The 21,816-nt window shown below is 71.0% G+C and carries 23 protein-coding genes; 17 read left to right on the top strand and 6 right to left on the bottom strand.

Translation table 11 applies throughout. From position 1 onward, the window contains the following. Positions 1–2 precede the first annotated feature (2 nt). The 5 genes from AC1DX8_RS00900 to AC1DX8_RS00920 all read left to right on the top strand — a co-directional run bounded on the left by AC1DX8_RS00900 (position 3) and on the right by AC1DX8_RS00920 (position 6,483). Entirely contained in the window at positions 3–1,697 is a 1,695-nt protein-coding gene (locus AC1DX8_RS00900) for an ABC transporter substrate-binding protein (RefSeq protein ID WP_477628016.1), read from the top strand. 4 nt (positions 1,698–1,701) lie between these two features. Further along, positions 1,702–2,604 carry an N-acetyl-1-D-myo-inositol-2-amino-2-deoxy-alpha-D-glucopyranoside deacetylase gene (gene mshB, locus AC1DX8_RS00905; protein ID WP_477628017.1) on the top strand — a complete coding sequence of 301 codons (903 nt, stop codon included), beginning with the start codon at positions 1,702–1,704 and terminating at the stop codon, positions 2,602–2,604. Next, on the top strand, positions 2,601–3,158 hold the full coding sequence (locus tag AC1DX8_RS00910; RefSeq protein WP_477628018.1) for a flavin reductase family protein: 558 nt from the start codon (positions 2,601–2,603) through the stop codon (positions 3,156–3,158). The genes mshB and AC1DX8_RS00910 overlap by 4 nt, the downstream gene beginning before the upstream one ends. A gap of 13 nt (positions 3,159–3,171) precedes the next feature. Then, a complete protein-coding gene (locus tag AC1DX8_RS00915) occupies positions 3,172–4,851 on the top strand; it encodes a VanW family protein (protein WP_477628019.1) in 1,680 nt (559 codons plus the stop codon). 453 nt (positions 4,852–5,304) lie between these two features. Next, entirely contained in the window at positions 5,305–6,483 is a 1,179-nt protein-coding gene (locus AC1DX8_RS00920) for a hypothetical protein (RefSeq protein WP_477628020.1), read from the top strand. 53 nt (positions 6,484–6,536) lie between these two features. On the opposite strand, the gene AC1DX8_RS00925 is transcribed toward AC1DX8_RS00920, so the two are convergent. Both AC1DX8_RS00925 and AC1DX8_RS00930 read right to left on the bottom strand, forming a co-directional pair. Beyond that, positions 6,537–6,950, bottom strand: a complete 414-nt coding sequence (locus AC1DX8_RS00925; protein WP_477628021.1) for a VOC family protein — start codon at positions 6,948–6,950, stop codon at positions 6,537–6,539. 102 nt (positions 6,951–7,052) lie between these two features. Continuing rightward, a complete protein-coding gene (locus tag AC1DX8_RS00930; RefSeq protein WP_477628022.1) occupies positions 7,053–8,087 on the bottom strand; it encodes a GNAT family N-acetyltransferase in 1,035 nt (344 codons plus the stop codon). A 21-nt stretch (positions 8,088–8,108) separates the two neighbouring features. Between AC1DX8_RS00930 and fdxA the strand changes: the two genes are divergently transcribed. From fdxA to AC1DX8_RS00945, 3 genes are all read left to right on the top strand, one after another. Then, positions 8,109–8,435 (top strand): ferredoxin, encoded by a 327-nt coding sequence (fdxA, locus tag AC1DX8_RS00935; RefSeq protein WP_477628023.1) that lies wholly within the window; start codon positions 8,109–8,111, stop codon positions 8,433–8,435. Between the two features lie 5 nt (positions 8,436–8,440). Beyond that, complete coding sequence (gene dapC, locus AC1DX8_RS00940) at positions 8,441–9,583, top strand: succinyldiaminopimelate transaminase (RefSeq protein ID WP_477628024.1); 1,143 nt, start codon at positions 8,441–8,443, stop codon at positions 9,581–9,583. Between the two features lie 110 nt (positions 9,584–9,693). Next, on the top strand, positions 9,694–10,989 hold the full coding sequence (locus AC1DX8_RS00945) for a citrate synthase (protein WP_477628025.1): 1,296 nt from the start codon (positions 9,694–9,696) through the stop codon (positions 10,987–10,989). A gap of 128 nt (positions 10,990–11,117) precedes the next feature. On the opposite strand, the gene AC1DX8_RS00950 is transcribed toward AC1DX8_RS00945, so the two are convergent. Continuing rightward, on the bottom strand, positions 11,118–12,005 hold the full coding sequence (locus AC1DX8_RS00950; RefSeq protein ID WP_477628026.1) for a hypothetical protein: 888 nt from the start codon (positions 12,003–12,005) through the stop codon (positions 11,118–11,120). After that, complete coding sequence (gene dapD / locus AC1DX8_RS00955) at positions 11,992–12,924, bottom strand: 2,3,4,5-tetrahydropyridine-2,6-dicarboxylate N-succinyltransferase (RefSeq protein ID WP_477628027.1); 933 nt, start codon at positions 12,922–12,924, stop codon at positions 11,992–11,994. Before dapD ends, AC1DX8_RS00950 begins: the two co-directional genes overlap by 14 nt. Before the next feature lie 88 nt (positions 12,925–13,012). Here dapD and dapE point away from each other — a divergent pair, with 88 nt between their 5' ends. Continuing rightward, a complete protein-coding gene (gene dapE, locus AC1DX8_RS00960; RefSeq protein ID WP_477628028.1) occupies positions 13,013–14,104 on the top strand; it encodes a succinyl-diaminopimelate desuccinylase in 1,092 nt (363 codons plus the stop codon). A 33-nt stretch (positions 14,105–14,137) separates the two neighbouring features. On the opposite strand, the gene AC1DX8_RS00965 is transcribed toward dapE, so the two are convergent. After that, positions 14,138–15,490 (bottom strand): serine hydrolase domain-containing protein, encoded by a 1,353-nt coding sequence (locus AC1DX8_RS00965; protein ID WP_477628029.1) that lies wholly within the window; start codon positions 15,488–15,490, stop codon positions 14,138–14,140. A 67-nt stretch (positions 15,491–15,557) separates the two neighbouring features. On the opposite strand from AC1DX8_RS00965, the gene AC1DX8_RS00970 reads away from it, so the two are divergent. The 7 genes from AC1DX8_RS00970 (at position 15,558) to AC1DX8_RS01000 (ending at position 20,546) form a co-directional block, all read left to right on the top strand. After that, the gene (locus tag AC1DX8_RS00970) at positions 15,558–16,355 is read left to right on the top strand and encodes an LOG family protein (RefSeq protein ID WP_477628030.1); all 798 of its coding nucleotides are present in this window, start codon (positions 15,558–15,560) and stop codon (positions 16,353–16,355) included. Between the two features lie 105 nt (positions 16,356–16,460). Further along, positions 16,461–16,706: a hypothetical protein gene (locus AC1DX8_RS00975; protein ID WP_477628031.1), complete on the top strand. Its 246-nt coding sequence runs from the start codon at positions 16,461–16,463 to the stop codon at positions 16,704–16,706. A 37-nt stretch (positions 16,707–16,743) separates the two neighbouring features. Continuing rightward, positions 16,744–17,013, top strand: coding sequence for a DivIVA domain-containing protein (locus tag AC1DX8_RS00980; protein WP_477628032.1), 270 nt, complete (start codon positions 16,744–16,746; stop codon positions 17,011–17,013). Positions 17,014–17,015: 2 nt separating this feature from the next. After that, positions 17,016–17,504, top strand: a complete 489-nt coding sequence (locus tag AC1DX8_RS00985) for an SRPBCC family protein (RefSeq protein WP_477628033.1) — start codon at positions 17,016–17,018, stop codon at positions 17,502–17,504. Continuing rightward, the gene (locus AC1DX8_RS00990; RefSeq protein WP_477628034.1) at positions 17,501–18,082 is read left to right on the top strand and encodes a DNA-3-methyladenine glycosylase I; all 582 of its coding nucleotides are present in this window, start codon (positions 17,501–17,503) and stop codon (positions 18,080–18,082) included. Before AC1DX8_RS00985 ends, AC1DX8_RS00990 begins: the two co-directional genes overlap by 4 nt. After that, entirely contained in the window at positions 18,079–19,272 is a 1,194-nt protein-coding gene (locus AC1DX8_RS00995) for a hypothetical protein (protein WP_477628035.1), read from the top strand. The genes AC1DX8_RS00990 and AC1DX8_RS00995 overlap by 4 nt, the downstream gene beginning before the upstream one ends. Further along, positions 19,269–20,546, top strand: coding sequence for a hypothetical protein (locus AC1DX8_RS01000; protein ID WP_477628036.1), 1,278 nt, complete (start codon positions 19,269–19,271; stop codon positions 20,544–20,546). The genes AC1DX8_RS00995 and AC1DX8_RS01000 overlap by 4 nt, the downstream gene beginning before the upstream one ends. A gap of 103 nt (positions 20,547–20,649) precedes the next feature. Here AC1DX8_RS01000 and AC1DX8_RS01005 read toward each other — a convergent pair whose 3' ends face one another. Beyond that, positions 20,650–21,471: an enoyl-CoA hydratase/isomerase family protein gene (locus AC1DX8_RS01005; RefSeq protein WP_477628037.1), complete on the bottom strand. Its 822-nt coding sequence runs from the start codon at positions 21,469–21,471 to the stop codon at positions 20,650–20,652. Between the two features lie 154 nt (positions 21,472–21,625). Between AC1DX8_RS01005 and AC1DX8_RS01010 the strand changes: the two genes are divergently transcribed. Next, the gene (locus AC1DX8_RS01010) at positions 21,626–21,799 is read left to right on the top strand and encodes a DUF3117 domain-containing protein (protein ID WP_082592686.1); all 174 of its coding nucleotides are present in this window, start codon (positions 21,626–21,628) and stop codon (positions 21,797–21,799) included. Positions 21,800–21,816: the final 17 nt, after the last annotated feature.

The following is a 21,816-nucleotide window of genomic DNA, read 5'->3' on the forward strand; positions in this document are numbered from 1 at the left end:
CCGTGGGTGCGGCTGCGGTTGCACTCACGGTGGGGGCCTGCACCGGCACGCCGGGCGGCGGCTCCAGTGACGGGGGTCCGGCGAGGCAGCTGACCGTGCTGTCGCTGGGTCCGGTCGCGACCTGGGACCCCCAGCGGATCTCCACCCCGCAGGACATCGCCTTCGCCGGTCGCGTCTTCACCCGGACGCTCACCGCCTTCCCCGCCGGTCCGGATGCCGCCAGGCAACGTGCGGTCGTGGGCGACCTCGCCACCGATGCCGGCACCGTCGACACCTCCCTGAGGCGCTGGTCGTTCACCTTGCGCGACGGCGTGACCTGGCAGGACGGCTCCGCGGTCACCTGCGACGACGTCCGCTACGGCATCTCCAGGTCGTTCGCGGCACCGTTCGCCTCCGAGGGGCTGAACTACCCCTTGGCCTACCTCGACATCCCGCGCAAGGCTGACGGGTCGTCGGTCTACCCAGGACCGTTCGCCAAGGACGCCAAGGGCCAGGCGGCGTTCGACAAGGCGGTCTCGTGCGAGGGGACCACCGTGACCTTCCGCCTGAGCACGCCGATGGCCGACTTCAACCAGGTCGTCGCCCTACCTGTCTTCGCGCCGGTCAAGCAGTCCCAGGACAAGGGTGCGGACGGCACGTATGCCGTGTTCTCCAACGGCCCCTACCAGCTCAAGGGTGCGTGGGACCCCAGTGCGGGCGGCACCTTCGAGCGGAACCCGCGCTGGAACAAGGCCTCGGACCCCATCCGGCAGGCGAAGCCCACGGTCATCGACTACGTCGAGGGCACCGAGTCGCAGACCGCCGTGCAACAGGTCATCAACGACTCCGGTGTCCACCGCCGAGCCGTGACGCTCGACTCCGCGCCCCCGGCGATGCAGCAGCACGTCCTCACCGACCAGGCCCTCAAGGCGCGCTCGGTGAACCCGCAGGGCCAGTTCGTCGACTACCTCGCGCCCAACGTCAGCAAGGGCGTGATGCGCAACCCGAAGGTGCGTCAGGCGCTGGCGCTGGCGACGAACCGCGAGGGCTACGTGAACGCGCTCGGCGGGGCCAGTGCCGCGTCGGAGGCCTACTCCCTCATCGGACCAGCCCTCCCCGGCCACACCGACTCCGATCCCGTCGGTGCGGGGCCGACGGGAGACGCGGCGCGCGCCAAGGCCGCGCTGCAGGAGTCCGGCCTCACCCTGCCGGTCAGGATCCGGGTCTCGTACCGCTCCACACCGACTGCCGACAAGGCGATGGCGGCGCTGGTCAACGGGTGGGAGTCCGCGGGCTTCACGGTCGACCTCCAGCCGATCGAGAAGGACTACTTCGCGGAGGTGTCCAAGCCCGCACGCTCCGCAGAGACCGATGTCTTCTGGGCCAACTGGGCGCCCGCATGGCCGTCCGCCTCGACGGTCATCCCCCCGTTGTTCGACAGCCGCATCAACCTCTCCGACAGTGGCAACGGCAGGGACTTCGGTGGCTTCGCCGACGCCGCCGTCAACGCCGAGATCACCCGGATCGGCGGCCTCTCGGATGCAGACGCCCGAGCCGGGGCCTGGAGTGCCCTCGACGCCAAGCTGGCCCAGAGCGGGGCGTTCGTCGCGCTGGCCCAGCGCAAGTCCCTCTTCGTTGCGGGCAGCGCGGTGACGGGCCTCGCGGCCAACGAGGCGCTGGGCGGGTTCGTCGACCTCGCGGCCGTAGGTGTGGAATAGCGACGTGAGCGCCCACCCCGCACGCCTGCTGTTCGTCCATGCCCACCCGGACGACGAGACGCTGACCACCGGGCTCACCATGGCCCGCTACGTGCACGACGGCCACCGCGTCCACGTCCTCACCTGCACGCTGGGGGAGGAGGGCGAGGTCATCCCGCCCGCCCTGCAGCACCTCGACGCCGCCCACGACGACGCCCTCGGACCGCACCGCCTCGAGGAGCTGGGAGCAGCGATGGCCGCCCTGGGTGTCACCCACGAGGTGCTCGGCGCCGACCCCCGCACCGGTGTCCTGTCCCGCTACCGCGACTCGGGGATGGCAGGCACACCGAGCGCTGCCAACCCCGAGGCCTTCGTCAACGCCGACCTCGACCAGGCGGCTGCCCTCGTGGCGGAGGTCGTGCGACGGGTGCGGCCCCACGTGGTGGTGACGTACGACCAGAGCGGTGGCTACGGCCACCCTGACCACGTCCAGACCCACCGCGTCACGTGCGCTGCCGTGGCCTCCCTCCCGGCCGACGAGCGACCGGCCCTGTATGCCGTGCTGGTGCCGCAGTCGTGGGCCCGCCAGGACCGCGAGTGGCTGGCCGAGCACCCGCCCTTCGGCACCGGGTGGGCGCTGCCCGACCCGGCCGGCGACTACCCCCCGTCCGTCGTCGCGGACGACCTCGTCACCCACGAGGTGGTCAGCCCGGAGCTCGTGCCCGTCCAGGTTGCTGCCCTCCGCGAGCACGTGACGCAGGTGACGGTGGCGGCATCGGGCGACACCTACGCACTCTCCAACGACATCGCCGCCCGGATCCCGGGCCGTGAAGGATTCTCCCGTCTCGACCCGGTCACCGGCCTGCTCGCGGCGCCGGGCGCCGTGGCGAGCAGGCGGCATACCGACCTCTTGGACGGTGCCTCGTGAGCGCGGCTGACACCACCGGCCCGGTGGGCGCCGGTGACGACGCCGGCGGGGCAGCGCCGCCGCTGGCTCCGGTCGACGGCGACCACTTCCGGCTGGCGATGGGTCGGTTCGCCACCGGCGTCACCGTGCTCACCACCTTCAGCGCGGGCCACGACCACGCGATGACCGCCAACGCCATCACCTCGGTGTCCATCGACCCCCTGCTCGTCCTGGTCTGCGTCGAGGTCGACGCACGGTTCCACGACGCCATCATCGACTCGGGCGTGTGGGGTGTGAGCGTGCTGGGCGCCGACCAGCGGTCGGTCGCGCAGTGGCTCTCCACCCAGGGACGACCGCTGCACGGCCAGCTGGACCGCATCCCGCACCACCGCGGCACCGCCACGGGGGTCGCCCTCCTCGACGGCGCGCTGGCCACCCTCGAGCTGCGCACCACGGCGGTTCACCCCGCAGGTGACCACAGCATCGTGGTCGGCGAAGTAGTCTCGCTGGCGAGCGCCGAGCATGCCGCAGATGCTCTGGTGTACTACCGCAGCCGCTACCAGGCGCTGAAGTGAGGGGAGTCTGCCCGTGAAGGACAGCGGTTCGGCCGGGCTGCGCTTCGGCATCGCCGTGGCGGTGCTGCTGGCCGGGTACCTCGGGATGGCGTGGTTCCTCGGGCGTCACATCCCCTCCAACTCCACCGTCGCAGGAGTGCCCGTCGGCGGCATGTCCCCGCAGTCCGCCCAGGACACCCTCCGGCGCGCCCTGGCGGCCAGGGAGAACGCGAAGATCACGCTCCAGGCGGGCGACAAGACCTTCCAGCTCGACCCGAAGACCGCCGGGCTCGCGATCGACTACGAAGGCACCGTCGACGGCCTCTCCGGTTTCAGCATCAAGCCCTCAGACGTGTGGAACAACCTGTCGGGGGGCTCCGCCGAGAAGCTCGAGACCACCGTCGACCGGCCCAGGCTCGAGGCTGCCATCCGGGGCGCGGAAGCCACCCTCGACACCCAGGTCGTCCAGGCGGCAGTGACCTTCCCAGCGGGGAAGGTCGCCGTCGTCAAGCCGGTGGCAGGCTCCACGATCTCGGTCGGGAAGACCGCCGACGAGGTCGAGGCCCGGTGGCCGAGCACCAAGCCGATCGAGCCCCAGGTCGACACGGTCGCCCCTGCGGTCAGCGCCGACGAGGTCGACCGGGCGGTGTCGGAGTTCGCGACGCCAGCGGTGTCCGGCCCCGTCACGGTCAAGGTCGGCGCCAAGTCCTTTGCGGTCGCGCCGGCCGTGTTCGCGCCCGCGCTGGCGATGAAGCCTGACTCCGAGGGCAAGCTCGTGCCTGCGATCGACAACACCAAACTCGTTGCGGCCGTGCGCCTTTCGGCCGCTGCTGCGGGTCTCGAGGCGAAGCCGCGTGACGCCAAGATCACGTTCAAGGGGACCACTCCCGTGGTGCTGCCGTCGGCCGTCGGAGCGACCCTCGACGAGAAGTCGGTCCTGGCGACCTTCGTCCCCGCCCTGACCTCCCCGACCCGCACCGCCGTCGTGACGACTGCGGTCCTGCAGCCGAAGCTGACCACCGCGCAGGCCGAGAAGATCAAGCCGCGCGAGATCATCTCGACGTTCACGACGAACTTCCCCTTCAACCCGCCCCGCACCAACAACATCACCATCGCGGCGCGCACCCTGAACGGCACCTACGTCGGGCCCGGTCAGCAGTTCAGCCTCAACGCCACCCTGGGGGAGCGCACCGCGGCCAAGGGGTATGCGTCGGCACCGGTCATCGAGAACGGGCGCCTGAAGAAGGACTACGGCGGCGGCGTGTCGCAGGTGTCCACGACGACGTTCAACGCTGCCTTCTTCTCGGGCGTGCGGATCGACCAGTACCTGCCGCACAGCTTCTACATCTCCCGCTACCCAGAGGGACGCGAGGCCACGGTGTCGTGGCCCGACGTTGACCAGAAGTGGACCAACGACACCGGCTACGGGATCCTCATCCAGGCCTCCGTGACCGCCAACTCGATCACCGTGACGTTCCACGGGACGAAGGTCTGGGACATCGAGGCCATCAAGGGCCCGCGTCGCAACGTGGTGCAGCCCAAGACGATCGTCGACGACCGACCCGGGTGCGTGCCCCAGACGGCCAGCACCGGCTTCGACGTGACGGTCACCCGCGTCTTCAAGAAGGCCGGCAAGACGGTGAAGACGTCGAGCTTCAACACCCACTACATCCCCGAGGACAAGGTCACCTGCACGCATCCGAGTGCCGGCTGAGGCGGTTTCGGGTGTCGGCCTTCCGACTCCCCGGGTGAGTCGACCGTCGGGGCTGCGGCGCCGCTGGTCAGGGGGTTGGCCGATGGGCCACGGCGTCGAGGATCCGCCACGCTGACGCTCGTCCGCGTGCCCTTATGTCCCGATTTACCATGCGGTGACCGGTAGGTGGATTTCGCACGTACACAGGCCGTTGGCTACTCTCCTGCCACGTCGATCCGCGTGGGGAACTCCCCACCGCTGGGCCGGTGTCCGGAGCCTTCCTGCAGGGAGGGTTGCCGTCGGAAGCGCGTCCTGAGGGGCGCCACCGTCTGAGTGACCAGTCATGCCCGTGTGCCCACGTCGTGTGGCCGTGCCGCGTGCCCTGACTCGTGCTGGTCGGCGATCGCTGGACCGTTCCCCCAGCGTGCCCACCGCGCAGCAAGGCCCCCTCCCCACGGGGCCGAAGGAGACCCATTGCCCACCACTCGCAGAACCGTCCTCAAGCGCCTCGGCGCAGTCGCAGTCGCCACGACGGGGGCCGCCATCGTCGGCACGACCCCCGCATCGGCGGCCACCGCTGAGGGCGAGATCCTCCTCGACTCGTTCTCCGGCACCGATGACCAGCGCCTCACCGCCGCGCTGGACGTGGCCCGCAGCTCTTCGCCGCGTCGGCCGATCCGCCTTGCGGCGCGCAACCACTCGTTCAGCCTGACCCGCACCACCTTCTCGGGCCTGCGCATCCTCGGACCGAACCTCGGGTGGCAGAACCCGGAGATCGCGAACACCGCCGAGGCGCTGCCGCAGTGCATCGTCACGCTCAACTGCGGGACCGGGGCGAACTCCTGGCTGGTCGGCACGGGCACCACCTACGACGTGATGATCGCCGGCATCACCTTCAAGTCCAGCAACGGCGCGACGCAGTTCTACCACCACCCCTACAGCGCGGGCACGGCCTACGCCACGCGCCTGCACGAGCTGTCGTTCTACGGCTTCAAGCACGTCCTCGGCATGCCCGGCAACGCGTACGCGATGACGCTCAACACCCTCTCCGGCACGTGGACCTGCGTGGGTGTCAAGGGATCCCAGTTCTCGCTGCGCGGGTCGGACAACTTCCTGTGGAAGAACGGCGAGATCAACTACGGGTGGTTCGGGGAGAACGGCGGCCAGTACCTCATGCGGTTCGAGAACCTGATGAAGACCTCCGTGGCCAACATGTACCTGACCGCCCGCGACGGTGCGCGCGCCGTCCTCGTGGACGGCGCTGACACCAACCAGGGCGGCCTCGACATCAGCGACTGCGTGATCGAGGGCAACAACAAGGACCAGCCCGCGTACGGCGCCCTGGTCGTGGTCAAGGGCGGCGGGGTGTCGTTCACCAACACCAAGCTCAACTTCGGCATGGCCCGGCCCTCGGCCTTCACGGACCAGCAGGACACCGGGCTGGTCATGGTCCAGGGCGGCACCGCACTGCTCACCAACACCTGGACCAACCGCGCCACCGCCACTCCCGAGTCGGTTCCGGTCGTGGCCGTGTCAGGCGGTACCGCGCACGTCACCCGCATGATCGGCATGGGAGGCGGGTGGACGGGCCAGCCGCGGGTGTCGCGGACGTCCGGCACGCTCGTGCCCGACCAGTCGGTCACGACCGTCTGACCCACGGCCTCGCGACCCGACCTGGGACGGCAGCGCGCCCCGGACCCCTACGGCTACCTCACGAGGTGGGCGTAGGGGTCCGGGCGCTCGGACTCGCTGCGCAGCACGCAGAACTCGTTGCCCTCGGGGTCGGCCAGGGTGACCCAGCCCGTGCCGGGGCCGTGGTGGTCGCGCAGGTCGTGGACGAGGGTGGCACCGGCCTCGACCAGCCGCTCGACCTCCTCGTTCATGGTGCGATCGGTGGGCCAGAGGTCGAAGTGGACGCGGTTCTTCACGGTCTTGCCCTCCGGCACCTCGATGAAGAGCACCCGCTGCCGGCCGTCGGGGGAGAAGATCATGCACTCCTCGTGGCCCGGCAGGTTGGGGTCACGGGGGTCCTCGGAGAAGCCCAGGACCTGGCTCCACCAGACCGACTGGTCGTGGGCGTTGCGTGAGTCGATGCTGGTGTGCGAGATGCGTGACGTCATGGCGCCACTCTGGCGCTCCGGCTAGCCTCCCCGCCAGCGGAAATCCGGCCGCCCCCACGCCGGGGTGCGAGCGCGCGCAAGGGCCCCGGCAGGAGCTGTCGCTCAGCCCTGCGTGAGGTAGGCGTACGACGAGTGCACGTCGAAGCCGAGCCGCCGGTAGAGGCGGATCGCGGTGACGTTGTCGTGCTCCACCTGGAGGTGGATCAGGCCGATGTCTTCCCTGCGCAGGTGCGCGGCGAGGGCGGCGGTGAGGTGGGCCGCCAGCCCGCGCCCTCGGTATGCCGGGTCGGTCCAGACCGCGCCGAGCCCGGCCCAGCCCGCGCCGATCCCCATGCGCGCCAGCGCGATCGGCGTGGTGCCGGCGGCATCCGCGGCGCGCAGGCCGAGTTGCTGCGACAGGCCGCCTCCGGGCGTGATGCTCCCGAAGACCACCCGCGGGCTGTCGCGCAGGACGGCCTCGGTCGCTCCCGGCACGGTCGCGCGAGTCAGCCGGTAGGCCTCCAGCCACTGCGGGGTGAGCTCGTTCGCGAGGGTCACCGCCGGGCCGCCCGGGTCGGCGGCCGCGACGGGCTCCCGGGCAGCCGTGAGGTTCAGGGTGCGGCTCCCCACCGTGTAGCCGCGGCCCAGGAGGAGGGCGCCCAGCGGGTCGTCGCCGGGGTCGAAGCCCTCGGGCCCGGCGAGGGCGAACTTGGCCGGGAGGCCGCGCGCGGCATACCAGTCCTCGACGTCGCCCACGGCGTCGGCGAGCGGCAGGCCGGGGCTGCCGACGGGCACCACGGAGTTGCCCCGCTGGGTGTAGCCGGCGGAGGCGCGCAGCGCCCAGGCGCCGAGGGTGCCACGCTCGACCGCACCCCAGGCCGGCGTCATCACCCGCTGGAGGTCCTCGATCGTCAGGGCCAGGTGGGGGGCGCCCCGTCGCGACGGCTTGGGTGGCACCTCCTTCGCGGCGGTGACCCGTGCGCGCTCGATGGTCACGGGTCCGCGTGACGTCTCGACCCGAACGGTCTCCGGGTCGCGCGCGACGAGGGTGCCAACCGCGTCCGTGAGGGTCGCACCGGTGGCCGGATCGGGGGCCGGCAGGCGCCACCTGACCACGACTCGGGACCCGAGGGGGAGGTTGCTGACGTCGGCCGACATGAGCCGCATAGTATGTGCGCCATGACGTACGTGATCGCCCAGCCTTGTGTGGACCTCAAGGACAAGGCCTGCATCGAGGAATGTCCGGTCGATTGCATCTACGAAGGCGAGCGGTCCCTCTACATCCACCCCGACGAGTGCGTCGACTGCGGCGCCTGCGAGCCGGTGTGCCCAGTCGAGGCGATCTACTACGAGGACGACACCCCCGAGCAGTGGGCCGACTACTACAAGGCGAACGTCGAGTTCTTCGATGACCTCGGCAGCCCCGGCGGTGCGGCCAAGCTCGGCATGATCCCCAAGGACCACCCGCTGATCGCCGACCTGCCCCCGCAGGTCCACGACGAGTGAGTGGCATGAGCCTGCGCGCTCTGCCTGACTTTCCCTGGGACTCGCTCGCTCCGTACAAGGAGCGGGCGAGTCTCGCTGTTGGTGGGCCGACCGGCGGCATCGTCGATCTCTCCGTCGGCACGCCCGTCGACCCGACTCCCGACGTCGTGCAGGAGGCGCTGCGAGCTGCATCTGACGCGCCGGGGTACCCGCAGACCTACGGCACCCCCCAGCTCCGCGAGGCCGTGGCCACGTGGTTCGCCCGCCGGCGAGGGGTGCCTGACCTCGACCCCGACGGCGTGCTGCCGACGATCGGCTCCAAGGAGCTGGTCGCGTGGCTGCCGACCCTTCTGGGCCTGGGGGAGGGCGACGTGGTGGGCTTCCCGGGCATCGCCTACCCGACCTACGACGTGGGTGCCCGCTTGGCCGGCGCTCGTCCCCAGGTGGTCGACGGCCTGGCCGCGTTGGGTCCCCTGACCGCCGCCACGACACCAAAGCTGTTGTGGCTCAACAGCCCCAGCAACCCGACGGGTCGCGTCCTCGGCCTCGAGCACCTTGCCAAGGTGGTCGCGTGGGCGCGTCAGCACGGTGTCGTGGTCGCCAGCGACGAGTGCTACGCCGAGCTCGACTGGCGGTCGGCGACCGAGCGCGGCGACACGTCGGCGACCACGCCGAGCATCCTCGACCCGCGGGTCAACGACGGGAGCCACGAAGGGCTCTTGGCGGTCTACTCCCTGAGCAAGCAGTCCAACCTCGCGGGTTACCGGGCGGCCTTCGTGGCCGGCGACGTGACGCTCGTGCGCCGGCTCCTCGAGGTCCGCAAGCACGCGGGGATGATCGTGCCGTGGCCGGTGCAGCAGGCCCTCACCGTCGCCCTCGGCGACGACGCCCACGTGGCCGACCAGAAGGCCAGGTATGCCGCGCGGCGGGCCACGCTGCGCGCCGCCGTCGAAGGTTTCGGGCTGCGCGTCGACCACTCCGACGCGGGCCTGTACCTCTGGGCGACGCGGGGCGAGGACTGCTGGGCGACCGTCGACGCGCTGGCCGCCCGCGGCATACTCGTGGCTCCTGGCAGCTTCTACGGCAAAGCCGGCCGTGAGCACGTGCGCATCGCCCTCACCGCGACCGATGAGCGGATCGCCGCGGCGGCCGAGCGTCTCGCAGGGTAGTCAGGTCGATTCCCTGAGGTCGCTGGTCGTGGGGTAGCGTCGCAGTGCGCGGGAAGCGCCCGGCAGCACACGGATCTGGGCGCCCGCATCACGTGGAGGATGGATTTCGCATGACTGACGCAACTGCTGGCGCCACCCTGACGGCCGGTGGCAAGACGCTCGACCTCCCCCTGGTCAAGGCGGCGGAGGGCAACAACGGCTACGACGTCTCCAAGCTCCTCAAGGAGACCGGCAACGTCACGCTCGACAGTGGGTTCGTCAACACCGCGTCGTGCAGCAGCGCCATCACGTACATCGACGGCGACGAGGGGATCCTGCGCTACCGCGGCTACCCGATCGAGCAGCTCGCCGAGAAGTCCAGCTTCCTCGAGGTCTCCTACCTCCTCATCTACGGCGAGCTGCCCAGCCAGGCCCAGCTCGACGACTTCGACCAGAAGATCCGGCGCCACACGCTCCTGCACGAGGACCTCAAGGCGTTCTTCGGGGGCTTCCCCCGCGACGCCCACCCGATGCCGGTGCTGTCCTCCGCCGTGTCGGCGCTCTCGACCTTCTACCAGGACAGCCTCGACCCGTTCGACAAGGAGCAGGTCGAGATCTCCACGGTCCGGCTGCTGGCCAAGCTGCCCACCATCGCCGCGTACGCCTACAAGAAGTCGGTCGGCCAGCCGTTCCTCTACCCGGACAACTCCCTGTCGCTGCCGGAGAACTTCCTGCGCATGACGTTCGGCTTCCCGGCCGAGCCCTACGACATGGACGAGGACATGGTCAAGGCACTCGACCTCCTCCTCATCCTGCACGCCGACCACGAGCAGAACTGCTCCACATCGACGGTCCGCCTGGTCGGGTCGTCCAACGCCAACCTGTTCGCGTCCGTCTCGGCCGGCATCAACGCGCTCTTCGGGCCGCTGCACGGTGGCGCCAACCAGGCCGTGCTCGAGATGCTCAACACCATCCACCAGGAGGGTGGCGACGTCGACACCTTCGTCAAGAAGGTCAAGAACAAGGAAGACGGCGTCAAGCTGATGGGCTTCGGCCACCGGGTCTACAAGAACTACGACCCGCGCGCAGCCATCATCAAGAAGACGGCCGACAAGATCCTCACCAAGGACGGCGTCTCCGACCCGCTGCTCGACATCGCGCTCCAGCTCGAGCAGCGCGCCCTCGAGGACGACTACTTCGTGGAGCGCAAGCTCTACCCGAATGTCGACTTCTACACCGGCCTGATCTACAAGTCGATGGGCTTCCCGGAGCGCATGTTCACCGTGCTCTTCGCCCTCGGCCGGCTGCCCGGCTGGATCGCCCAGTGGCGCGAGATGATCGAGGACCCGCAGACCAAGATCGGCCGTCCGCGCCAGATCTACACCGGCGCCACCGAGCGCGACTACGTCGCCATGGACGGCCGCTGACCGTTCCAGCGCCGTCAGGCAACCTGCGCCAGCGCCCATCCCAGCAGAGGTCCCTTGTTCGCGGACACCGTGCAACCTGTCCGCGAACGAGCAACCCTTGCTAGCAAAGGTTGCTCGCAGGGGCGGGGTCAGCCGGCGAAGGTGACGGTGACCGTGGTGGGGGTGCTGCGCTTCTTCGCGTCGTGCCACTCCCACCCGGACGAGTTGCGCGTGCGGGTCCACTCGCGCGAGCCGACCTGCACCGAGGTGGCGCCGTGGAGCGAGGCCTTCGCCACGGCATACGCGCCGGCGCTCCAGGCGGCCCGCTCGGAACCGGCGGCCACGGTCAGGGTGCGCCCGCGGACGGTGGCCTTGACGCCGAGCTCCTTCGACAGCGCGGACTGCAGTGCGGCGGGGTCTCCGGACGTGGCGTCGTCCAGTCGACAGCCCATGCCCTCGGGGGAGTGGCCGCTGAGCGTGGACGCGAGCAGCCGGCCCTCTGTCTCGTGGTCGGCGTACGCCTCGGGGTAGGCGCTGCGCTGCACCTTCTGCGCGATCTCGGTGATCCGCATGCTCTCGTAGCCGTCGATCTTCACCAGCGCGTCGTAGAACTTGTTGGTGGAGTAGACCGGGTCGAGGATCTGGTCGACGGTGCCCCAGCCCTGGCTCGGCCGCTGCTGGAAGAGCCCCACCGAGTCGCGGTCGCCGTAGCGCAGGTTGCGCAGCTTGGACTCCTGGATCGCCGTGGCGATGGCGATGGTGGCAGCCCTCGCGGGAAGCCGCCGCTTCTCGGCGACCGCCTCGATCGTGGCTGCGTATGCCGTCTGGCTGGGGTCGAAGCTGACGCTCGCACCCGCTGCGGTCGCCTGGCAGCGTGGCCCGCCGAAGTTGGCGACGAGCCCGCGCGCACCGACCACGCCGGCGCCCACGAGACCTCCGGCGAGCAGCACCAGCACGAGACGGGTGACGAACCGGCGCCGCCGCGAGCGGGGCCGCTCTTCCGCGAGGACGATGCCCCCGCGCCTAGTCGTTGGCATGCAGGGCCGAGTTCAGGACGATGCCGTGGCCGTCGCGCGCGCGTGCCTCCACGGTGCCGGTGACGGAGTTGCGCAGGAAGAGCAGGTTGGACTGGCCCGACAGCTCACGCGCCTTGACCACCCGGCCGTCGGTCAGCGTGACCTTGGTGCCGGCCGTGAGGTAGAGCCCCGCCTCGACCACGCAGTCGTCGCCGAGGGCGATGCCGAGACCCGACTCGGCTCCGAGCAGGCAGCGCTCGCCGATGCTGACGCGGTCCGTGCCGCCCCCGGAGAGCGTGCCCATCGTGGACGCCCCGCCGCCGATGTCGGAGCCGTCGCCGACCACGACACCCTGGCTGATCCGGCCCTCGACCATCGAGTGGCCCAGGGTGCCGGCGTTGAAGTTGACGAAACCCTCGTGCATCACGGTCGTCCCCGACGCCAGGTGAGCGCCGAGGCGCACGCGGTCCGCGTCGCCGATCCGCACCCCGGCGGGCACGACGTAGTCGACCATCCGCGGGAACTTGTCGACCCCGAGGACCTGCACCGCTGCGCGCGCCTGCATGGCGGCGCGGACCAGCTCGAAGCCGTCGACCGCGCAAGGACCCTGGGTCGTCCAGACGACGTTGACCAGCACGCCGAACAGGCCGTCGAGGTTGATGGTGTTGGGGGCGACGAGGGTGTGGGAGAGCAGGTGGAGGCGAAGGTAGGCGTCGGCCGGGTCGGCAGGGGCGGCGTCGAGGTCGATCTCGGTGGTGACGACCTCGCGGCGGACCTTGCGGACGTCGTCCTTGGCGACCAGCGCCTCGAGCTCGGCCGGGACAGCTGCCTGCGCCGGGCGCTCGCCGAGGGCCGGTTGCGGGTACCACGTGTCGAGGACCGCGCCACTGTCGTGGATGGTCGCGAGTCCGTGGCCCCAGGCCCTGCGTGCGCTGCTCATGGGGCAAGCCTACGAGAAGTGGTCGTGTGCCTGAGACCAACCCGGAGGCCGGTCTGGGGCGCACGGGCGGATGGATATGGTGGCGACCATGGCCTCCACCGCGACCACGCCTGCTGCCGCTCTCGACCTGTCTGCCGACATCGTCACCCTCACCGCGGCGCTGTGCGACATCGAGTCGGTGAGCCGCGACGAGGCCGCCGTCTGCGACGCCATCGAGGCCTCCCTGTCCGCGCTCGAGCACCTGACGGTGACGAGGATCGGCAACACCCTGGTCGCCCGCACCGAGCTCGGTCGCGACGAGCGGGTCGTCCTGGCCGGCCACATCGACACCGTCCCCCTCACCAAGGAGCCGGCGAACCTCCCGACCCGACGTGACGGTGACGACCTCGTCGGCCGGGGCACCGTCGACATGAAGGGCGGGGTCGCCGTCCAGCTCAAGGCAGCCCTGGTCGCGGAGCCGAGCCGCGACCTCACCTTCGTCTTCTACGAGGGCGAGGAGATCGACAGCCAGTACAACGGGCTGCTCCACGTGCAGCAACAGCGCCCCGAGCTGATCGAGGACGCCGACTTCGCGGTGCTGCTCGAGCCGACCGCGAGCCAGGTCGAGGGGGGCTGCAAGGGCACGCTGAGGGTCGAGGTCACGGTGCGGGGCGTTGCCGCCCACTCGGCTCGCCCGTGGAACGGCCGCAACGCGATCCACGACGCGAATGCCGTCCTGACGCGCCTGACGGCGTACGAGACCTCGACCGTGACCGTCGACGGGCTCGACTACCACGAGGCCATGAACGCCACCGGCATCCGGGGCGGCATCGCCGGCAACGTCATCCCCGACGAGTGCGTGGTGACGGTCAACTACCGCTACGCCCCGGACAAGACCGCCGACCAGGCGCTGCGCCACGTGACGGACCTCTTCGACGGGTACGAGGTGGTCTGCCTCGACAACGCCCCGGGTGCCCGCCCCGGGCTGGACCTCCCCGCCGCCAAGGCGTTCGTCGACGCCCTCGCCGTACCCGTGATCGCCAAGGAGGGGTGGACCGACGTGGCCCGGTTCTCCGAGATGGGCATCGCCGCGGTGAACTTCGGCCCGGGTGACCCCAACCTCGCCCACCACGACGACGAGCGCGTGCCGGTCGGGCAGCTGGAGTCCGCGGAGACCGCGCTGCTGCGCTGGCTCGCCTGACGAAGGGGTATGCCGCGGAGCGCCGCCGTCGCGTCAGCCCTCCAGCGACTCGCCGAACCCCAACGGGGCACGGGTGACCAGGTAGGTCGCCCAGTTCAGCTTGAGCACCGTGCCGTCGGTGTCGTAGGTGACCCGCAGCGTCTCACCACGCTCGCGTCCCGACACGGTGCGGAAGGTCGTGCCGTCGAGGCGCTCGAACACCGACGGCGCACGGTCGGTGGGCGCTGCGTCAGCGCGCGCCTCGAGCCGACCCTCCCGCACCGAGAAGGTGAAGCCCGACCCCTCGGAGAACCAACGGCCGAGCAGTGGCGCCAGGTCCTCGGGGACTGAGGTGCCCGGACGCCACGGCTCCGCTTCGGCCGGGTCGTGGTCGAGGACGTGCTCACCCAGGGCGATCGCGAAGGCGGCGGGGTCGGGGGAGGACGAGCTGTTCATGAGCACGATGCCGCCGGTGCCGCTCTCGCGGTGGGTGAACACTCCCGTCACCTGGCCCGGCATGCCGCCGGTGTGACCGACCCAGGTGCGCTGGCCCGGCGACCGCATCAGGAAGAAGCCCAGACCCATCGCTCCGCCCCAGTCGTCGGGGTCGACCATCAGCTGCGGTTGGCACATCTCCTCGAGGGTGTCGGGCGACAGGATGGCGGGGTCGGGGGCGGCCACGAAGCCTGACCACGTCGCGAGGTCCGTCACGGTGCTGGCGAGGGCGCCGCACGGCCCCATCGCCCGCAGGTCGAGCACCGGTTCCACGCGAGGGACGTCGTGGAACGGCTGCACGTGGTAGCCGGTCGCCCGGGGACCGTCGTCGAAGCCGACCGTCGTGCGGGTCATCCCGAGGGGCTCGAGGATCCGGGCCCGCAGCGACTCCTCCCAGGAACGGCCCTCGAGGCGCTCCACGAGCTGGCCCAGCACGGCATACACGACGTTGGAGTAGTGCCAGCGGTCGTGGGGGCGGCCGACCCGCTCGATCGAGCTGAAGTCGCGCAGCAACGTGGCGGCGTCGGGCTGCTCGAGCGTCTCCCAGATGTCGCCGAGCGGTTCGCGGGCCAGGCCGCTGGCGTGGCAGAGGGCCTGGCGCACCGTGGCCCGGTGCTCCACCCCGGGCAGGTGCTGGTCGAGGGTGTCGTCGAGGTCGAGCCGGCCCTCGTCGCGCAGCGCCATCACGAGCACCGCCGTGAAGGTCTTGGTGTTCGAGGCGATGAGGAACTGGTCGTCCGGGCCGGGGACGCGGGGCGACGTCACGTCGACGGTGCCGACCCCGTCGGACCAGAGGGTTTCGCCACGGCGGACGACCGCCGCTGCCACCCCTGGGACCCGACCGCTGCGCTGGCGGTCGAGGGCGATGGCGCGCAGTCTTCGGACGGTGGTGTCCTGCAGGGTGGTGTCCACGTCGTCGACCATAGCGACGGCCCCGTCGGCGCGGGCTGGGGTGAGCCGCTCGCGTAGGTTTGGCTGCGTGAACGACGAGACGCAGGACGAGGACACCCGCACCGCCGGCGCGACACGGCACGAGTACGAGTACCACACCGGTCCGGTGACGCTCCGTGGTTCGCGGGTGCCCGGCACGACCACCGACCAGCGACTGCTCGACAGCCGGGGCCCGAGTGACTGGCTGCACACCGACCCGTGGCGCGTGATGCGGATCCAGAGCGAGTTCGTGGAGGGTTTCGGCGCGCTCGCCGAGCTGGGTCCTGCCGTGAGCGTCTTCGGGTCGGCCCGCACCAAGCCCGGCACCCCCTTCTACGAGCTGGCCACCCAGGTGGGGCGCCGGCTGGTGGAGCAGGGGTATGCCGTGATCACCGGCGGCGGTCCCGGCGCCATGGAGGCGGCCAACAAGGGCGCTCGCGACGCCGGCGGGGCGTCGGTCGGGCTTGGCATCGAGCTACCGTTCGAGCAGGGGCTCAACGAGCACGTGAACCTCGGCGTGAACTTCCGCTACTTCTTCGCCCGCAAGACGATGTTCGTGAAGTACGCCCAGGGGTTCATCGTCCTGCCCGGCGGTTTCGGCACCCTCGACGAGCTGTTCGAGGCGGTCACGCTGGTGCAGACCCAGAAGGTCACCTCGTTCCCGATCGTGCTGATGGGGACGGAGTACTGGGGCGGGCTGTTCGAGTGGCTCCGGGGCACCGTCCTCGAGACCGGCACCGTCAGCGCCAAGGACGTCGAGCTGCTGCACCTGACCGACGACGTGGACGAGGCGGTCCGGCTCGTGTCCGAGGGCGACGACCGGGTGGCGCCGAAGCGGCCCGAGTAGGAGCCGCGACGGGGTCGTGCCCCAGAACGCGCCCTGGCGTGGTCCCCGGGCAGCCGACCCGAAGGGGGATGGACGGGACGGGTCGGCGCACCGGATGATGGGTTCGTGACCATCTCGCCGCTGCCGCGACATGGTGACGTCATCGTCGGCCGTGACGTCACCGGTCGCACGCTGCGCATCTCCGGTCACCCGGAGTCCGGGCGGGTGGTCCTCTCGATCTGGCAGGACACCGTGTGCCGGGCGACCCTCCGCCTCGCCCCGGAGGACGTGCCCCAGTTCGTCGAGATGCTGACCCGCAGCGCGATCAGCCGGTCCGACGACGACGTTCGTGGCTTCGGAACGGCGGGCTGAGTAGGTCGTCGTCAGCAAGTCGTGCGACGATCGGCCGGTGATCTGGGTCTTCTTCCTCGCCGTCGGCGTCCTCCTCGTCGGGGGGTTCGCCGCGCTCGTCGTGGGACGGCTCGGCTACGACCCGCTGTCCGAGGCCACCACCACCCAGGCCGACCCGGTGCTGTCCGAGGACTTCGGGTCCGGCGAGATCGCCGCCGTGCGCTTCGACACCGCCCTGCGCGGCTACCGGATGGACCAGGTGGACGCGGTGCTCGACCGGCTCCAGGACCGGATCGCGGAGCTCGAGGCCGGCGACCAGCACCGCTGACCATGGCCCACTTCCACCTCACCCGCCTGTGCGCCGCGCCACCCGCGACGGTGTGGGACGTCGTGACCGACTTCGCGGCATACGGCGACTGGATGCCGTTGACCCGCATGCGGGTCGATGCGGGCGAGCCCCGGCTCGGCTGGGCGTTCGCGGGGGTCAGCGGGCTGGGTCGGGTCGGGTTCTCCGACTCGATGCTGGTGTCCGCCTGGACCCCTCCGGGAGCGGACGGGCGGGGGTCCTTCCGTGTCGTCAAGACGGGTCGGCTGCTCGGCGGCTGGGCCGAGGTGCGGGTCGAACCGGAGGGTGCCGGCACTCGTCTCGACTGGTATGAGGACGTCGTCGTGAGGCCGCTGCCGTTCAAGCGACTGTTCGCCCCCCTGCTGTCCCGGGCGAGCGACTGGCTCTACGGGCGCGCGGTCGACGCCATGCTGGCGCGAGCCGTGCAGCGTGCTCAGGGGTCGCCGTCGGGCGAGCCGGAGGTCGGGCGGTGAGCGGACTCGTCGTCGGCGAGGACGGTGTCACGCGCTGTGCCTGGGCGGGGTCGACACCTGACTACCTCGCCTACCACGACACCGAGTGGGGCGTGCCCGTCCACGGTGAGCGGGCGCTCTACGAGCGGTTGACGCTGGAGGCGTTCCAGTCGGGGCTCGCGTGGATCACCATCCTGCGCAAGCGCGAGGGCTTTCGCGCCGCCTTCGCCGGTTTCGACCCCGAGGTCGTGGCGCGCTTCGACGACGACGACCGGGCTCGCCTCCTGGCCGACACCGGCATCGTCCGCAACCGGCTCAAGGTCGACGCCGCGATCAGGAACGCCGCCGCGGTGCTCGCCCTGCGCGAGGCAGGAGGCCTTGACGAGCTGGTCTGGTCGCACGCGCCCGACCACCACGTCCCGCCGCAGACGACCGCTGACTTCCGGGCCACGTCGCCGGAGTCCGTCGCGCTGGCCAAGGCCCTGAAGAAGGCCGGCTTCGTCTTCGTCGGACCGACCACGATGTATGCCGCGATGCAGGCGTGCGGGCTCGTGGACGACCACCTCGCGGGCTGCCACCGGGCGGGCGGAGCCCGATGATGCGCACCCTCGTGGTGAGGGTGGCCCTGGTCTACCTCGCGCTGCGGGTGGTGTCGGCCCTGCTGCTCGTGCTGGCCAGCCGTGACCAGGTCGTCATGCCCGACTGGACCGGTCCGACGGTCGAGCCGATCGACATGACGGTGCTCTGGGACGGCAGCTGGTACCGCTCCATCGCGCTCAACGGCTACCCGCACGCGCTGCCCATCGACCCGGGCAGCGGTCGGGTCGCCCAGAACGCGTGGGCCTTCTACCCGCTCTTCCCCTTGCTGGCCCGGCTGCTCATGACGGTGACCGGTCTCGGCTTCCCGGTCGTGGCCTCCGCGCTGTCGCTGGTCTGCGGCCTGGGGGCAGCCGTCATCATGGGTCAGCTGCTCGCCGACCGCCTGGGGGCCCGGGTCGCGCTCGCCACGGTCGCGGTGTGGGGAGCCTTCCCGGCGGCCGTCTCGCTCCAGATCGCCTACACCGAGGCGATCGCCATGCTCGTGCTCTGCGGTGTGCTCTGGGCACTGGTGCAGCGGAACTGGGTGCTCACCGGCGCGTTGGCCCTCCTGCTGGGCATCACCCGGCCGATCGCCGTGCCGGTCGCGGTCGTCGTCGCGGTGGCGCTCCTGCTCCGGTGGCGCAGGCGGGCCGTCGACCCGATCGAGCCCGGTGAGTACGCGGCGGGCGCCTTCGCCCTGGCCGCCTCCGCCGTCGGTGCCGTGGCCTGGCCGTTGATCGCGTGGCAGGCCACCGGGGTCCGCAGCGCCTACACCGACACCATGGCCGCTTGGCGCGTCGGCGGCGTCATCACCCCCTTCAAGCCCTGGCTCGGCATGTCCCAGTGGGCCTTTCGCGACTTCGACGGCGCGGCCGTCTACGGCCCGGTCGCGCTGGCCGCCCTGGCCACGACCATCGTCGTGCTCACCTGCGGTCCCTGGGCGACCCGGCTCGGCCCCGAGCTGCGCACGTGGTGCCTGGCCTACCCGGCCTACCTCGCCGTGGTCCTCGACCCCTTCACGAGCATCTTCCGCTACGCCATCCCGCTCTTTCCCCTCATTGCCGTGGTCCTCGGCGGGGCGTGGGTCGAGCGCCGCGCGCGGTGGCTGTGGGCGCGCGCGGGCGTGCTCGTCGCCCTCGGCGTCGCGGGACAGGCCCTGTGGATCTGGAAGCTCCTCGTGTACGTCCCGCCCTCGGACTACCCGCCGTGACCGTGACCGGGCTGCGGGCCGTGGTGACCTCCCAGGGCCGCAGCGCAGTGGTCGGCCGGTGGGCCCTTCGGCGCCCCGTCGTCTTCCTGCTCCTCGTGTATGCCGTGACGCGGGTCATCGTCCTGCTCGCCATGTGGGTGGCCGCGACGTGGTTCCAGACACCGGCCGGGGTGGGCCACCTCGACCCGACCGTGGGCGACATCCTCGGCAACTGGGACAGCATCTGGTACCGGCGGGTGGCGACCCAGGGCTACCCGGTCCCGCTCCCCGCCGACCCTGACACGGGCCTGCTGACGTACAGCGCGTGGGCGTTCTACCCGGCCTTCCCCTTCCTGGTCCGCGGGCTGATGGTCGCGGGGGTCTCGTTCGAGGTGGCCGGGGTGGCGCTCAACCTCCTGCTGGGTGCGGTGTGCACCCTCCTGGTCTGGCGGTGCTTCAACTTCGCCCTGCACGCCTCGCCCCAGCCGGCGCGGGAGCGCCTCGCGCTCGTGAGCGGCGCACTCTGGTGCCTGTACCCGGCCACCGGGATCCTCGTGATGCCCTACACCGAGGCGCTCGCGGGGGTGCTGATCGCGGGGTCGCTGCTCCTGCTGATGCAGCGTCGCTACGCCTGGGTCGCCGTCCTCGTGCTCGCGCTGGGCTTCACCCGGTCGGCCGCGCCCGGCATCGCGTGTGCGGCCATCGCCCACCTGGTCCTGCGGTGGCGCGACGACCGCGCCGCCGGGGTGACTCCGGTGGGGGGCCAGCGGGTGACCGCCCTGCTCCTGCTCGTGGCGACCGGGGTGTCGTCGGTCGCGTGGCCCGTCGTCGTCGGCATCACCAGCGGTCTGCCCAAGGCCTTCTTCGACGTGCAGGCGGCCTGGGGCCAGAAGCCCGAGTCGGGTCCCTTCGTGCTGTGGCTGTCGTGGGCGTGGGAGGCGCACGGCATCGTCGGGGTGGTCATCCTCGTGGCGCTCGTCGCGACCTACATCGCGCTGATCCTCGGTCGGCACGGCCGCTGGCTCGCCGTGGAGCTGCGGGTCTGGGCGCTGGCGTACCCGTTGTACCTGCTCGCCGTGGTGCGCCCGATCACGAGCATGTGGCGCTTCCTGCTGCTCGACTTCCCCCTCGCTGCGGTGGTCGCCTCGGTGGCCATGCGCACCTCCACCGGCGCCAAGGTCGTGGCGCACTGGCGCCGCCGGGTGGGCGTGGTCGCCCTGGCCCTCCTGGTGGGCCTCTTCTGGTTCACCTGCACCCTGCTGACCTACACCCCCTGGGCGTCCGCCCCACCCTGATCCCGAGCAACCTTTGCTAGCAAACGTTGCTGGCTGAGGGACAGGTTGCACGGTGTCCGCCACCGAGGAACCTGTGCTGGGTGGGGGGGGTGGGGGGGCGCGGTCACTCGCCGGTGAAGACCGGCTTCTCCTTGGCGAGGAACGCGGCCACCGCCGCCCGGTGGTCGGACGTCGCCCCGGTGAGCGTCATGTAGTCGCCCTCGTTGGCGAGCGACTCACTCAGGCCGTGACCGGCGCTGAAGGCGACGGCGCGGCGGATCGAGCCGTAGGCAAGGGTGGGCCCGGCTGCCAGGGTCGTGGCCAGCTCGCGGACGGCCGCGTCGAACTCGTCGGCTGCGACGACCTTCGTGACCAGACCCAGCGACAGGCACTCGTCGGCCGGGACCGTGCGGGGCAGCAGGAGCAGCTCCTTGGCCTTGGCCGGGCCGACGATCCGCTGGAGGGACCAGGACGAGCCGGAGTCGCACGACAGCGCGATCCCGGCGAAGGCGAGGTTGAACCCGGCGGTGTCGACCATCACGCGGAAGTCGGCGGCAAGCGCAAAACCTGCCCCGGCTCCGGCCGCGACCCCGTTGACCGCCGCGACGACCGGCTTGTTCATGGTGGCGAGCAGCTCGACGACAGGGTTGTAGTGGCGGGCCACGGTGTCCCACAGCGACGGGTCGTCGTCCTGGAGCAGGGTGATGTGCTCGCGCAGGTCCTGCCCGACGCAGAAGGCGCGGCCACTGCCGGTCAGCACCACGCAGCGCACGGCGGGGTCCTCCGCCACCTCCGTCAGGGCGCTGACCAGCGCGTCCTTGGTGGCGATGTCCAGCGAGTTCATCGCATCGGGTCGGTTGAAGCGCACCGTGGCCACCGCGCCGTCGCGCTCGACGAGGACGAGGGAGCCCGGCTGGCTGGTCGGGTCGGCGGTCGTGTCGGTCATGCCGTCATCCTGCCGGACCGCCGTCGGACCCGGATTTCGCCTGTGAGGTGGTTCACGGGATAATGGAGCAAATCTGGCGCGCGCGGGGCTGATCACAGGTACTGGCGTGGATCCGCGTGGCCAGCAGCAGCCCACGCCAAACGGAAGGACACTCATGGCGGCAATGAAGCCGAGGACCGGCGACGGCCCGCTCGAGGTGACCAAGGAAGGTCGCGGCATCGTCCTGCGCATGCCCCTCGAAGGCGGCGGTCGACTCGTCGTCGAGATGACTCCTGACGAGGTCCGTGCCCTCGGTGACGCGATCACCAACTGCGAGGGCCTCAAGTAGTCCCCACCGCACGTTTC

The sequence above is a fragment of the Pedococcus sp. P2_A3 genome (genome assembly GCF_056405035.1).

Coding starts and splice junctions, on each gene's coding strand:
- AC1DX8_RS00985 (WP_477628033.1), top strand. CDS start 17,016: ATGGCCCACTTCCACCTCACCCGCCTGTGCGCCGCGCCACCCGCGACG.
- AC1DX8_RS01005 (WP_477628037.1), bottom strand. CDS start 21,471: ATGACCGACACGACCGCCGACCCGACCAGCCAGCCGGGCTCCCTCGTC.
- fdxA (WP_477628023.1), top strand. CDS start 8,109: ATGACGTACGTGATCGCCCAGCCTTGTGTGGACCTCAAGGACAAGGCC.
- AC1DX8_RS00930 (WP_477628022.1), bottom strand. CDS start 8,087: ATGTCGGCCGACGTCAGCAACCTCCCCCTCGGGTCCCGAGTCGTGGTC.
- dapE (WP_477628028.1), top strand. CDS start 13,013: ATGGCCTCCACCGCGACCACGCCTGCTGCCGCTCTCGACCTGTCTGCC.
- dapC (WP_477628024.1), top strand. CDS start 8,441: ATGAGCCTGCGCGCTCTGCCTGACTTTCCCTGGGACTCGCTCGCTCCG.
- AC1DX8_RS01010 (WP_082592686.1), top strand. CDS start 21,626: ATGGCGGCAATGAAGCCGAGGACCGGCGACGGCCCGCTCGAGGTGACC.
- AC1DX8_RS00925 (WP_477628021.1), bottom strand. CDS start 6,950: ATGACGTCACGCATCTCGCACACCAGCATCGACTCACGCAACGCCCAC.
- AC1DX8_RS00950 (WP_477628026.1), bottom strand. CDS start 12,005: ATGCCAACGACTAGGCGCGGGGGCATCGTCCTCGCGGAAGAGCGGCCC.
- dapD (WP_477628027.1), bottom strand. CDS start 12,924: ATGAGCAGCGCACGCAGGGCCTGGGGCCACGGACTCGCGACCATCCAC.
- AC1DX8_RS00995 (WP_477628035.1), top strand. CDS start 18,079: ATGATGCGCACCCTCGTGGTGAGGGTGGCCCTGGTCTACCTCGCGCTG.
- AC1DX8_RS00945 (WP_477628025.1), top strand. CDS start 9,694: ATGACTGACGCAACTGCTGGCGCCACCCTGACGGCCGGTGGCAAGACG.